This is a genomic window from Lysinibacillus sp. 10T31, from assembly GCF_056394365.1.
On record NZ_JBFTHS010000016.1, the window covers coordinates 82,708 to 96,487 of the forward strand.

Annotated in this window: 9 protein-coding genes and 1 riboswitch; of the genes, 7 read left to right on the forward strand and 2 right to left on the reverse strand. The window is 40.5% G+C overall.

The annotated features are described in order from the left end of the window. Positions 1 to 77 precede the first annotated feature (77 nt). The 3 genes from AC1DCY_RS11430 (at position 78) to AC1DCY_RS11440 (ending at position 3,900) form a co-directional block, all read left to right on the forward strand. The gene (locus AC1DCY_RS11430) at positions 78 to 1,007 is read left to right on the forward strand and encodes an AEC family transporter (RefSeq protein WP_477350188.1); all 930 of its coding nucleotides are present in this window, start codon (positions 78 to 80) and stop codon (positions 1,005 to 1,007) included. Between the two features lie 328 nt (positions 1,008 to 1,335). Next, a riboswitch (TPP riboswitch) is annotated at positions 1,336 to 1,450 on the forward strand. A 269-nt stretch (positions 1,451 to 1,719) separates the two neighbouring features. Next, positions 1,720 to 3,498 carry a phosphomethylpyrimidine synthase ThiC gene (thiC, locus tag AC1DCY_RS11435; RefSeq protein WP_477350190.1) on the forward strand — a complete coding sequence of 593 codons (1,779 nt, stop codon included), beginning with the start codon at positions 1,720 to 1,722 and terminating at the stop codon, positions 3,496 to 3,498. Between the two features lie 126 nt (positions 3,499 to 3,624). Further along, on the forward strand, positions 3,625 to 3,900 hold the full coding sequence (locus AC1DCY_RS11440) for a hypothetical protein (protein WP_477350192.1): 276 nt from the start codon (positions 3,625 to 3,627) through the stop codon (positions 3,898 to 3,900). A 116-nt stretch (positions 3,901 to 4,016) separates the two neighbouring features. Here the strand turns inward: AC1DCY_RS11440 and AC1DCY_RS11445 are convergent, their stop codons facing one another. Then, positions 4,017 to 5,522: a catalase gene (locus tag AC1DCY_RS11445; RefSeq protein ID WP_477350194.1), complete on the reverse strand. Its 1,506-nt coding sequence runs from the start codon at positions 5,520 to 5,522 to the stop codon at positions 4,017 to 4,019. A 447-nt stretch (positions 5,523 to 5,969) separates the two neighbouring features. Next, positions 5,970 to 7,415: a helix-turn-helix domain-containing protein gene (locus AC1DCY_RS11450; RefSeq protein ID WP_477350196.1), complete on the reverse strand. Its 1,446-nt coding sequence runs from the start codon at positions 7,413 to 7,415 to the stop codon at positions 5,970 to 5,972. Positions 7,416 to 7,643: 228 nt separating this feature from the next. Between AC1DCY_RS11450 and hutH the strand changes: the two genes are divergently transcribed. The 4 genes from hutH to hutI all read left to right on the forward strand — a co-directional run bounded on the left by hutH (position 7,644) and on the right by hutI (position 13,551). Next, a complete protein-coding gene (gene hutH, locus AC1DCY_RS11455) occupies positions 7,644 to 9,158 on the forward strand; it encodes a histidine ammonia-lyase (protein WP_477350198.1) in 1,515 nt (504 codons plus the stop codon). Positions 9,159 to 9,253: 95 nt separating this feature from the next. After that, positions 9,254 to 10,582, forward strand: coding sequence for a YjiH family protein (locus AC1DCY_RS11460; protein ID WP_477350200.1), 1,329 nt, complete (start codon positions 9,254 to 9,256; stop codon positions 10,580 to 10,582). 15 nt (positions 10,583 to 10,597) lie between these two features. Beyond that, positions 10,598 to 12,268 (forward strand): urocanate hydratase, encoded by a 1,671-nt coding sequence (hutU, locus tag AC1DCY_RS11465; protein WP_477350202.1) that lies wholly within the window; start codon positions 10,598 to 10,600, stop codon positions 12,266 to 12,268. Further along, complete coding sequence (gene hutI / locus AC1DCY_RS11470; protein ID WP_477350203.1) at positions 12,265 to 13,551, forward strand: imidazolonepropionase; 1,287 nt, start codon at positions 12,265 to 12,267, stop codon at positions 13,549 to 13,551. The genes hutU and hutI overlap by 4 nt, the downstream gene beginning before the upstream one ends. Positions 13,552 to 13,780 lie beyond the last annotated feature (229 nt).

The following is a 13,780-nucleotide window of genomic DNA, read 5'->3' on the forward strand; positions in this document are numbered from 1 at the left end:
GGCTATGAGTTAACGGTAAGGTACATTGACCAAGTATTAAATCAGCACTACTATAGGAGAGGAAAGGGGGACAAGCTATGATGTATCTCGGTATGATTTTTTTTAAAATTGTAGCTCCAATTTTAGTGCTTCTAGTACTTGGTGCAGTTTTACAAAAGAAATTTCGTTTTAATTTAAAGGCGTTATCTCAACTTATTACATATTGCTTCATGCCAGCAGCTGTTTTTGTGAATATATATGAAACGAGTATAGAGCTGTCTGTGCTTGGGGAAGTTGCGTTATTTATTCTACTCTTTATCGGAAGCCAAATGGTGCTTAGTCACTTTCTAGCAAAGGGACTCGGCTTAGTAAAAACAGAGGCTGCGGTGTTTAAAAATAGTGTTGTCCTAATTAATTCGGGTAACTATGGAATTCCAGTTGCACAAATGATTTTTGTGACCCAGCCGATTGGAGTGGCGATTCAGGTCATTCTCGTTATATTTCAAAATATGACGACCTATACTTACGGCTTGTACAATTTAATTTCTTCAACAAAATCGGGCATGTCTATTGTGAAAGACTTCCTCAAAATGCCTATTATTCATGCACTTATTATTGGTGTTGCAATGAACTATTTTAATATTGCTATTCCGCAGTTTGTAAGAATTCCGATAGACCATGTGGCAGATGGCTTTATCGCTGTAGCACTAATAACGTTAGGGGCACAACTATCACAGCTTGAAATCAAATCCATGTTCAATAAGATGGTATTCATTAGCTGTTTTACACGACTAGTCATAGGGCCAGCCGTTGCATTGCTAATCATTTTTGCACTTGGTCTTGACGGTGTCGTGGCACAATCACTTTTTATAGCTAGTTCGTTCCCGACATCACGAAATAGCTCTAGTTTGGCATTAGAATATGACGTAGAATCGGCAACTGCTGCACAAACAGTTTTATTTTCAACGATTGTGAGCTGTATGACAGTGACGATTGTGATTTACGTAGCGGAGCTGTTGTTTACCTAACGGCTGGGCGCTCATTTGATTGCCCATAGTTGATAAAAACTGAAATTGTTCCGATAAAACAAGATAATGTTCCGATAAAAGTTAAAATTGTTCCGATAAAACAAGATAATGTTCCGATAAAAACTGAAATTGTTCCGATAAAATGAGATTTTGTTCCGATAAATCTTCAATGGATTCATATAAAAGTGAATTCATCAAATGATGAGCTGCTTCGCATGCGTGCGCTCTAAAGTCTCATCTGACGCTGACTCTTGGTGAATATACCAAAAATATTCAAATGAAGCTTCCATCTCTTAACAATATCTGCTACACTAGCATCAAACTTAATAGTATTAACTAGGGGAGTCTGATGAGTCAGGCTGAGAGGGAAACGCATAGAGGTTTCTTGACCCTTTGGACCTGATCTGGCTCATACCAGCGTGGGAAAGTTAACCATTATTGCACTCTATGTTATTTGCAATAACTATACCTTTACATTCTTAGCCGGATCCAAATTTTTTTGGATTCGGCTTTTGTCTTCATTCAGCGAAAAAGTCCTATCTTTGAAGGTGATGAGATGAATGCGGTTAAGATTCCTTATCAGTGGGTGCCAAACACCTGCTGAATGAAGACAAAGCCTCCGGACGCAAATTACGCCAAGGCGAAATTGATTTTCTGTTGGGGTGAGCTAGATTCGGTCCTTGTATAAATGTAAAAGGGAGCGAAGTAGTTTATGACAACAGTTAGCGACAAGAATATTACGATTATGACTAGTTTTGAAGGAAGTAAAAAAGTTTACGTAGAAGGTTCTCGACCAGATATTTTAGTGCCAATGCGTGAAATTGCTCTAAGTCCAACGACAGGAAGTTTTGGTGAAGAGGAAAATGCACCAGTACGTGTTTATGATACGAGCGGCCCGTACACTGATCCTGCACATAAGGTGGATATTACAAAAGGATTGCCAGCTTTATGTAGTGTATGGATCAAAGAACGAGGTGACGTTGAAGAATACGAGGGTCGTACTATCAAGCCAGAAGATAATGGATTCCGCAAAGCTGATGATCCACGAATGAATGAAAATGTTTTTCCGGACTTATCTAGAAAGCCTTTACGTGCGAAGAAAGGTAAAAATGTAACGCAGCTTCACTATGCACGAAAGGGAATTATTACTCCAGAAATGGAATTTGTAGCGATTCGCGAAAATATGGATCCAGAATTTGTGCGCTCAGAAATAGCGGCAGGACGAGCTATTTTGCCATCTAATATTAATCACCCTGAGGCCGAGCCAATGATTATTGGACGTAACTTCCACGTGAAAATTAATGCCAATATAGGCAACTCAGCGGTGTCATCCTCTATTGCAGAAGAGGTAGAAAAAATGACGTGGGCTACACGCTGGGGTGCTGATAACATTATGGATTTATCTACTGGTAAGCATATTCATACGACACGTGAATGGATTATCCGTAATGCCGCGGTGCCAGTAGGAACAGTGCCGATTTATCAAGCGCTAGAAAAAGTAAATGGTGTGGCAGAGGATTTAACATGGGAGGTGTATCGTGATACGTTAATCGAACAGGCTGAGCAAGGTGTTGATTACTTCACGATTCATGCGGGGGTATTGCTGCGCTATGTGCCATTAACGGCTAATCGTGTAACAGGTATAGTGTCTCGTGGAGGCTCGATTATGGCGCAGTGGTGTTTATACCACCATCAAGAGAGCTTCTTATATACTCATTTTGAAGAGATCTGCGAAATTATGAAAACCTATGATGTTGCCTTCTCTTTAGGTGATGGTTTACGTCCGGGTTCTATAGCAGATGCAAATGATGAGGCTCAATTTGCGGAGCTAGAAACGCTAGGGGAATTAACGCAAATTGCCTGGAAGCATGATGTGCAGGTAATGGTAGAAGGACCAGGGCATGTACCAATGCATCTTATTAAAGAAAATATGGACAAGCAGTTAGAGGTTTGTAAGGAAGCTCCATTCTATACTTTAGGGCCACTGACAACAGATATTGCTCCTGGCTACGACCATATCACATCGGCTATTGGTGCTGCGATGATAGGTTGGTATGGTACGGCAATGCTATGTTATGTGACGCCTAAAGAGCATCTAGGCTTACCAAATCGTGAGGATGTCCGTGTAGGGGTTATTACGTATAAAATTGCTGCACACGCTGCAGATTTAGCGAAGGGGCATCCGGGAGCACAGCAGCGTGACGATGCACTATCTAAGGCACGATTTGAATTCCGCTGGCGCGATCAATTCAACCTTTCGTTAGATCCAGAGCGTGCAGTCGAATACCATGATGAAACATTGCCTGCAGAAGGGGCGAAAACTGCGCACTTCTGTTCAATGTGTGGACCTAAGTTTTGTAGTATGAGAATCTCACAGGATATTCGTAATTATGCAAAAGATCAAGACTTAAATACGACTGAAGCGATCCACAAAGGTATGAAGGAAAAGGCTGAGGAATTTAAAAAGGCAGGCAGTCAAATTTATCAATAATTATTAATGCGGGCTTGTGTCTATAGGCACAAGCCTTATTTTGGTTTATCTCCAAAGGTGGTGGATGACATTTGTTAAAACCTACGCATGTATTTAAGTTGATTGGAGTGGAGGTTGGGCGACTCCTTGGGGATCAGCGTCACAGATGAGACCCTGCAGCGAAGCGAAGCGGCTCATCGGACGCCCCCAGGAAGCTTTGCTCTGTGCGAAAGCGAAGCGGCAGCAAATGTTTTCTGTAGCGAAAGCAAAGCGGCAGCTACAATTGTTTTATCTGTGCGAAAGCGTAGCGACAGTAACAACAAATGTTTTATCTGCTCGAAAGCGAAGCGTCAGCGGCAAAGCGCCCAGCCGGAACGTAAATCAACCACACATTATGGTGAAGAGCCCTCAATTTGTCATTAAGATAAAAAAGCTCCATGTGAAGTTGCCCTTCACATGGAGTAAAAAGTTGGATTTGGATATCAATAATAAGTGGAAAAAATCAATTATGCCTCAGCAGGTTTGTTTGCTGGAATATGTTAAACGTTTGTTGGTTGTTTTACATATGGGTTTGAAAGATCCATACCTTCTAATGAAAGACCCATCGCTTTTGCTACACCTTCGCCATATGCTGGATCAGCTAAATAGCAGTGAAGGATATGACGACGTTTGATGAACTCTTCAACTGGTGCCATATCATTAGCAGTATTTTCGAATAGGCGTTGTTGCTCTTCGGCAGTCATTAGGTTGAATAATTTACCTGGCTGCTCGAAGTAGTTGTTGTCGTCTTCACGGAAGTCGTGGATACCAGCATTACCGTCAATACGTAATTCAGGTTCTTTATAGTCTAAATTATGCTCCCATTCGCCGTAGCTATTTGGTTCATAGCCCAAAGTTGAACCAAGGTTGCCATCGAAACGCATAGCACCATCGCGATGGAATGAACGGAATGGGCATTTTGGTGCGTTTACAGGAAGCGAGTGGTGGTTTACACCTAAGCGGTAGCGGTGTGCATCTGCATAAGCAAAGATACGAGCCTGTAACATTTTGTCTGGTGAGAAGCTTACACCAGGAATAATGTTTGACGGTGCAAATGCTGATTGCTCAACTTCCGCAAAGTAGTTGTCCGCATTTTTGTTTAACTCGAATTCACCCACAGGAATTAATGGGAAGTCTTTTTTATACCATACCTTCGTTAAATCAAATGGATTATATGGTAACTCACGAGCTTGTTCCTCTGTCATTACTTGAATGTACATTTTCCATTTAGGGAAATCGCCTTTTTCAATTGCCTCATATAGATCGCGTTGTGAAGATTCGCGGTCATTACTGATTACTTCAGCAGCTTCAGCACCAGTTAAGTTTTTAATGTCTTGCTCTGTACGGAAGTGGAACTTAACCCATACGCGCTCATTTTCAGCGTTAATAAAGCTATAAGTGTGAGAACCGAAACCATGCATATTGCGGTAACCAGACGGAATACCGCGGTCAGACATAACAATTGTTACTTGGTGAAGTGCCTCTGGTAATAAAGTCCAGAAGTCCCAGTTTGAATTAGCATTTTTCATATTTGTACGTGGGTCACGTTTTACCACGTGGTTTAAATCAGTAAAGTGTAATGGATCACGGAAGAAGAATACAGGTGTGTTGTTACCAACTAAATCCCAGTTACCTTCTTCGGTATAGAACTTAAGTGCGAAGCCACGAATATCGCGCTCAGCATCTGCTGCACCACGCTCGCCTGCTACTGTGGAGAAGCGTGCAAACATTTCAGTTTTCTTCCCAACTTCTGAGAAGATTTTTGCTTTTGTATATTTAGTAATATCATGCGTTACAGTGAAAGTACCGAATGCACCTGAACCTTTAGCGTGCATACGACGTTCAGGAATAACTTCACGGTTGAAGTTCGCTAGTTTTTCAACTAGCCATACATCTTGAAGTAATAGAGGTCCACGAGGACCTGCTGACATAGAATCGTGGTTGCTTACTACTGGAGCACCACCTGCTGTTGTAAAACGACGGCTACGATTATTTTCATTTGTCATATTAGTTTACCTCCTAAGGAAAATTGTGAGTCAAACTCTTCATTAATAACTATAACAAATACAAATTAGAATTGCTAGTAGATTATAATAATTATTGTTAAAGAATTTTTACATTAAGATACAAACTATAAATATATGCTAGATTTAAAAGGTTTATGAATAACCTTTACCACTAATTTAGTTTTTTTAAACATTTTCGAGAATTACTTAAAAATAAGTTATGAAGAAGAGGAAGCTCGAGAATAATATGAATTCTTTTGTTTATGTATTCTTATTGAAAATTGAATATGATAATTGAAAAAAATACTTGATTGCAGTGAAAGTTGGGCCACTTCTTGGGGATCAGGTATTGATGAGATCCCGTCAAGATATAGCCTTTATCCGCTACGCTTCCGCACAAGCTCCCAGTTGGAATGGAAATCAACTCCATGCTACTTAATAGCCTTTTTAAGTTTTGCGATAACGATGGGGAGTAATTCCGATGTGCTGTTTAAAAATTTTAATGAAATAATTCGAGTCTTCAAAACCATTTAAATAGGCAACTTCACTAATAGCAAAATCAGTTTCTACAAGCATTTTTGAAGCATTATGAATTCGGACCTGTTGCAGGTAGCGTTTAAGTGGCAAGCCTTGCTTCTTTGAAAAAATCGTACTTAAATAATTGGGGCTGATACCCAATTTATGGGCAACGTAAGGTAAAGATAACCCGCTATCCTGAAACTGTTGGTCAATAATTTCTATAGCCAGCTCTACATAGTCAGCCCGTTTTTCCATTCGTGCCTCACGAGCTAATTCAATCAGTCTTTGTGTAAATGAGATGATGCCATTTAGAATGGTATAAAATATGGGGTGCTCAATAATTAAATGAAAAAGCTGACGATAATTTTGCTCAATTGCCGCTTTCTCATGTAATTTATACTTCAGCATAAAGCGTCGAATTTGTGCCAAAACACTCGTTAGATGTATACGTAAGTCATCTTGTTTGTAATAAATTCCTTCATTAGATAGTCGATATAAAAAAGCTTTGACAGCTTCAATATTCCCGTCCTCTAAACTACTTATTAGTAATTGTTGCTCTTCAGGTGTTAGTAATGGATCGAAGGTCTGTGTCTCCAATTGTTTGCTCGCATAAAAAATATGTCCATAGCCTTCGTAAAAGCTTTGATGAAGTGCACGTTTCGTTAAGGTATACATATTCTTCATGGTGGTCGGTTCCCCATCGTAAACCCCAATATTTAAAGAGCTATTATTTGTTAATCGCCATTCCTTCATTAACGTACGAATATCCTTCTCTAAATCATTCGTTTGGAATAAACAAACAATTCTTTCTGATAAAGGGTAAATCCTCATACTAGAATAAATAGGCGTTTGCTGAAGCCAGTTGTATAGTTTGTTAAACATTTCGGAATGCTCAGGTTCGATCATTGTGAAATGTATATTTGTCTCCAGGGAACTTGTTTTATTATCTAAAAAGAGTTGATAGTAAAACGATTCATCTGTAGTTTCTTGATACACTGCTTCTGCCTTTGGTGTCCGAAGGGAAATAGCAGTGAGCTTTTGCTTTAATACTTCTAAATCAATGGGTTTAACGAAGAGGTGTGCGACCTGTAAATCAATTGCCTTTAATGCATTTTTAAACAAGGGCTCTGTCGTCATAGCTAAAATAGTCCCTGAATGTTTTTGTAAAACACGATAAAGTGCAGTTAACCGATTATTTGAGAATAGGTCAATATTTAGCAGTATCACCTCGGGCTCGAATTGTTGAATACTTTGAAGTGCCTCATTAATAGTTGTACTTATTTCTATAGTTACATCCCCAGGAAAATAGGTATGTAAAAACCACTGAATTCCTGAAAGGTCAGTGGAGTCCCTGTCAATTAATAACAATCTCATAACTGCAAACCTCCTTAAAAATATCTAGTTTCGTAAAAAAATACTATTATATTATTAAAATAACAAAAATTCTGAAATAATTCATGTTTTCTCTTTTAAAATTCCCTATTTTCTGAAAAAGGTAGTTAGTACAATGTAGTTAGTGTAATTGTTATTTATCTTTTGTAGCGATAGCGAAATTGATTAAAAGCATTTTTACATAGCTCTAAGGAACAGGGGGATGTCATTATGAAGTCTATTATCGAGCTTGATGGTCAGACATTAACAAGACAGCAAATAGGGGAAATTGTAGAAGGTCGTGCCACGGTATCGCTTTCTCTAGACAGTGTGGAGCGTATACGTTTAAGTAGGGAACGAATTGAAAAGCGTTTAGCTGAGGGGCAAACGATATATGGTGTGAATACTGGCTTCGGAAAGCTAAGTAATATAAAGATTGAAGAGGAAGACATTGAACTTTTACAGTTAAACTTATTGCGTTCAGATGCAACAGGTGTTGGTGTACCATTCCCAACAGATGTCGTACGCACCATGATGATTTTACGTGCCAATGCTTTAGCACGAGGTTTTTCAGGAATTCGTCTGGAAACAGTGCAGCTGCTATTGGAATTTATTAATAAGGGAGTACATCCGATTGTACCTTCTCAAGGTTCAGTTGGAGCAAGTGGAGATTTAGCGCCGTTATCACATTTGGCTTTAGTACTAGTAGGCGAAGGTAAGGCGGAGTTTAATGGAGAGGTTATGAGCGGCAGTGCGGCGTTACAGCAAGCTGGGCTAACGCCTGTCCGATTACAAGCTAAGGAAGGTCTAGCGCTTGTAAATGGTACCCAAGCAATGACGGGTATCGGGGTTTTAACAGTGAACGAGGCAGAGCGTATTGGGCTAGCGGCAGATATGGCAGCAAGTTTAACGCTGGAGTCGCTGAAGGGTATTACTTCCGCATTTGATCCAGCGCTTTTGGCGGTAAGACCACACCCAGAATTAGAGCTTGTTGGCGGACGAATCCGTAAGTGGCTTGATGGAAGTAAACGTGTGACAAAGCAAGGTGAAATCCGTATGCAGGACGCCTATTCACTACGTTGCATTCCGCAAGTGCACGGTGCTTCATGGCAGTCATTTTTCTACGCTCAGGACCGCGTGCAAACTGAAATGAATGCAACGACAGATAATCCGATTGTTTTAGAAAATGGAGAAGTATTGTCAGGTGGGCATTTCCACGGCCAACCAATTGCATTAGCAATGGACTTTTTAAAAGTCGGCGTATGTGAATGGGCTAATATTTCGGAGCGACGTACAGAACGTATGGTTAATCCACAGCTTAATGAAGGTTTGCCACCATTTTTAGCGACAAATCCTGGTATTGAATGTGGACTAATGATTGCACAATATACAGCAGCCTCTATCGTATCTGAAAACAAAGTATTGGCACATCCTTCAAGCGTGGATTCTATACCGACATCAGGTAACCAAGAGGATCATGTGAGCATGGGTACAACATCGGCCCGCCAAGTACGTCAAATCGTACAAAATGCGGCTCGTGTCATTGCGATAGAAATGATTTGTGCATCGCAGGCGATTCATTTAGATAAGGCAGAAGATCAATTATCTCCAACAACTCGAAAGTATTTAGAAAAAGTGCGTGAATTTTGTCCGCCGCTGTTAGCGGATCAACCAATCGGCGATGAAATTGAAGCGCTTGCAAAGTATTTATTAACAAGTGATGTTCTATTGAATGAGTATGTGTAAACCTTAAGGCTATAACTTCCCATAAGAAATCCAACAAATCTTTCAACTTGTCCGGATTGACAGGGAATTCTAATTAACAGTCGAGGGGGAATAGAATGGAATTTCAACAACAAGAGCTGAGGCAAGACTCGCAATTCCGAGTCTCCTCCGCTATGAAGATGATTGCATGTAGTTTAGTCGGAATATTCAGCTTCTTTATATCGTTTGAGTGGCAAGGTAAGGATACGATTTTAATTGATCACATCGTGAACTTTATTCGCGCCGAAGTACCGTTGCTTGTAACTGCATATGTTCTCGTAATGCTTGTAGGTGGAGCAATTCATCCATTCATTACTAAAAAATGGAATAAGTCGACAGTCAATATTGTGATGTCAATCTTTAAAGTGGGCGGTATGATTGCGGGGATTTTGTTAATTTTTAATATAGCACCTGCATGGTTAGCAGATGAAAGTATTGGCCCGTATTTACTGGAGAAGCTTGTTAAGCCAGTGGGAATACTAATCCCGATTGGATCTTTGTTTTTAGCACTTCTAGTAAGCTATGGATTGCTTGAATATATCGGTGTTTTAACACAGCCGTTTATGAAGCCTATTTTTAAAACACCTGGACGTTCAGCAGTGGATGCAGTTGCCTCATTTGTCGGCAGTTATTCGGTTGGCCTACTTTTAACGAACCGTGTTTATATGGAAGGTCGCTACACAGCGAAGGAAGCCGCGATTATTGCAACGGGTTTCTCGACTGTATCTGCAACGTTTATGGTCGTTATTGCAAGTACGCTAGATATTATGCAGCATTGGAATGCGTTTTTCTGGGTATCGCTCGTTGTAACATTCGTGGTCACGGCGTTAACTGCGCGTATTTATCCACTTCGTTCAATGAAGGATGAATACTACAAGGGTGCAACGCCGATGCCAGAAAAGATTGTAAAGAAGGACCGTTTTAAAGAAGCGTGGCGTCAAGCGATGGATGCAGTTGAGCAAAATCCACCTTTATCTAAAGTTTTATGGATGAATTTAAAGGATGGCTTCATCATGGCGATGGGTGTTATTCCGTCGATTCTATCAATTGGTCTGCTAGGGCTTGTACTTGCAACATATACACCAATTTTTGATTGGCTTGCGTATATTTTTGTACCATTCACATATGTGTTACAAGTTCCAGAACCATATTTAGCAGCGAAAGCGCTGTCATTATCATTAGCAGAAGTATTTTTACCAGCACTTGTTGTCACACAGGCAGCACTTGTGACGAAATTTATTGTGGCGGTCGTATCGATATCGGCAATTTTGTTCTTTTCAGCCGTTATTCCGCTTATTTTATCATCTGAAATTCCATTGACATTGCGCCAAATTTTACTCATTTGGTTTGAGCGTGTCGTATTAACTTTAATCATCGTAACACCAATTGCATTTTTACTATTCTAAAGGAGTGTGTTTTTAATGGTAGTTAAAACAAATATTCGTGCACCACGTGGGAATGAATTATCTTGTAAAGGTTGGACACAAGAAGCTGCAATGCGTATGTTAATGAACAATCTAGATCCTGAAGTAGCAGAAAATCCAGATGAGCTAATCGTCTATGGTGGGATCGGTAAAGCGGCGCGTAATTGGGAAAGCTATGAGCAAATTATTGCGTCATTAAAAGAATTAGAGAATGATGAGACACTTCTTATTCAATCAGGGAAACCAGTAGCTGTATTCCGTACGCATGAACATGCACCACGTGTATTAATTGCAAATTCTAATTTAGTGCCAGCATGGGCAAATTGGGAGCATTTTTATGAGTTAGAGGACCGCGATTTAATGATGTACGGTCAAATGACGGCTGGTAGTTGGATTTATATTGGTGCACAAGGGATTTTACAAGGAACATATTTATCATTCGTAGAGGCAGGCAAAAAAGTATTTGGCACAGCAGATTTACGAGGCAAATTTATCCTTACAGGTGGTATGGGCGGTATGAGTGGTGCACAGCCTTTAGCTGGAAAAATGGCTGGCGCTGTTATTTTAGTAGTCGAAGTAGACCGTGCTCGAATTGAACGTAAAATAAAAGAAGGCTACTGTGACTATCTTGTGGAGACGGTAGATGAAGCTATTGAATTAGTCAATAAACTACGTGACCAAAAAGAGCCTGCGTCAATTGGTCTTGTTGGCAACTGTGCAGATGTAAATCGTGAGCTATTGAACCGAGGAATTATCCCTGATTTTGTAACTGACCAAACATCTGCCCATGATCCGATAAATGGCTATGTTCCAAATGGTATGACATTTGGAGAAGCGCTTGAACTGCGTAAAAGTGATGTAAAAACGTATGAGCGAAGAGCGAAAGAGACGATGGCTGAGCATGTTCGTACGATGCTTGAATTCCAACAAGCAGGTGCAGAAGTATTTGATTACGGTAATAATATTCGTGCATATGCTAAAGAGATGGGTGTAACGAATGCATTTGACTTCCCTGGCTTTGTTCCGGCGTACATTCGTCCATTATTCTGTGAGGGGAAAGGACCATTCCGTTGGGCTGCACTTTCCGGTAACCCTGAGGATATTTATAAAACAGATGCACTTGCAAAAGAGATGTTTGCTGAAGATGAAGGTCTTGTGAATTGGATTGATATGGCGCAAAAAATGGTTAAATGGCAAGGGTTACCAGCACGAATTTGCTGGTTAGGCTATGGTGATCGTCATCGTTTTGCATTGAAGGTTAATGAAATGGTTGCTAATGGTGAGCTATCAGGGCCGATTGTCTTTGGTCGAGATCATCTAGACTCAGGTTCAGTTGCATCACCAAATCGTGAAACAGAGGGTATGCTTGATGGCTCTGACGCAGTATCGGACTGGCCAATTCTAAATGCACTTGTCAATACAGCAAGTGGTGCTAGCTGGGTAAGTGTGCATCACGGTGGTGGTGTAGGTATGGGCTATTCTCAACATGCTGGCCAAGTGTTAGTAGCGGATGGTTCTGAGCTAGCCGCTGAGAAGATTGCACGAGTGTTAATTTCTGATCCAGGAATGGGTGTTGTACGTCACGCAGATGCTGGCTATGAAATTGCTATTAATACAGCAAAGAACAAAGGTGTGCATATACCAATGTTAAAGGATGATGTGAAGTGACAATTTTAATCAAAAACGCCAATGAAGTGATAACGTTAAAAAGTGCCGTACAAGGTCCTCGTACAAAAGAACAAATGCGTGACATTGCAATAGTGGAAAACGGCAGTATTTTAATGGAGGGCAATAGCATTATTGCGGTAGGGTCAATTGCACAGCTAGAAGCGGATTTCCCTGATCTTGTAAAGGTGGCTGAGGTTATTGACGCCTCAGGTAAGATTGTTATGCCGGGTCTCGTCGATTGTCATACGCATTTAGTTCATGGAGGTACACGTGAGCAGGAGTTTAATATGCGACTAAATGGTGCCACATATATGGAAATTATGAATGCGGGTGGCGGGATTTATGCTACAACAAACCGGACACGAGAAACAAGCTTTGGTGATTTATATGAAAAAACAATGAATCATTTAGATGTGTTTTTAAAGCATGGTGTCACAACGGTTGAGGCGAAATCAGGCTATGGTTTAGATTGGGAAACTGAAAAGAAACAGCTTGAAGTAGCTAAGGAATTGCAAGCCGCACATGACATTGATGTCGTTAGTACCTTTATGGGGGCGCATGCGGTGCCGCGTGACTATAAAGGACGTGAAGATGAATTTGTCGATGTAGTCATTCATGACATGCTGCCGAAAGTAGCTGAGCTAAACCTTGCCGAATTCAATGATGTATTTTGTGAAAAAGGCGTATTTACGCCAGAACAATCACGACGCATTTTAGAGGCCGGAAAAGCGTTAGGGCTAACACCGAAAATTCATGCAGATGAAATTGAGCCTTATAAGGGAGCGGAGCTTGCTGCGGAAGTAGGGGCAATTTCGGCGGAGCATTTATTAGTTGCTTCTGATGAGGGTATACAAAAAATGGCTGAAGCCGGCACGATTGCGGTATTGCTACCTGGCACAGCATTCTTCTTACGTGCGCCATTTGCAAGGGGGCGCCTAATGATTGATGAAGGGGTACCTGTAGCAATATCAACTGACTTTAACCCTGGCTCATCCCCAACGATGAGTCTGCCATTTATCATGAATTTAGCTTGTATGCATATGGGTATGACATTAGAGGAAGTGTTAACGGCGACAACTATTAATGCAGCATATGCACTGAACCGTGGACATCAAATTGGCTCTCTTGAAGCGGGTAAACAAGCTGACGTCATTATATTGGATGTTGCCAATTACAAGCAGTTACAATATTTCTATGGCATGAATCATACGAATACTGTAATTAAAAATGGTCGAGTTGTTGTACAGGATGGTATTCTTTTGAAAAATCAACTAGTAAATTAAATAATACGAAAGGCATAAATAAGGCGGGACTGCTTTGTTTATGCTTTTTTTATGGAAAGCTGTTCTTCTTATTCTTTTTTTAATGACGGATTGTAATATTAAGTGCAACACTCAGAAATCAATATAAAGGAAGCCCATAACGACCTCGTGTAGAATGTAGTTACCACACCAACATTCAAACGGAGGAATCGTTATGAGCTATACCCATCTTACCATATCAGAACGTGTA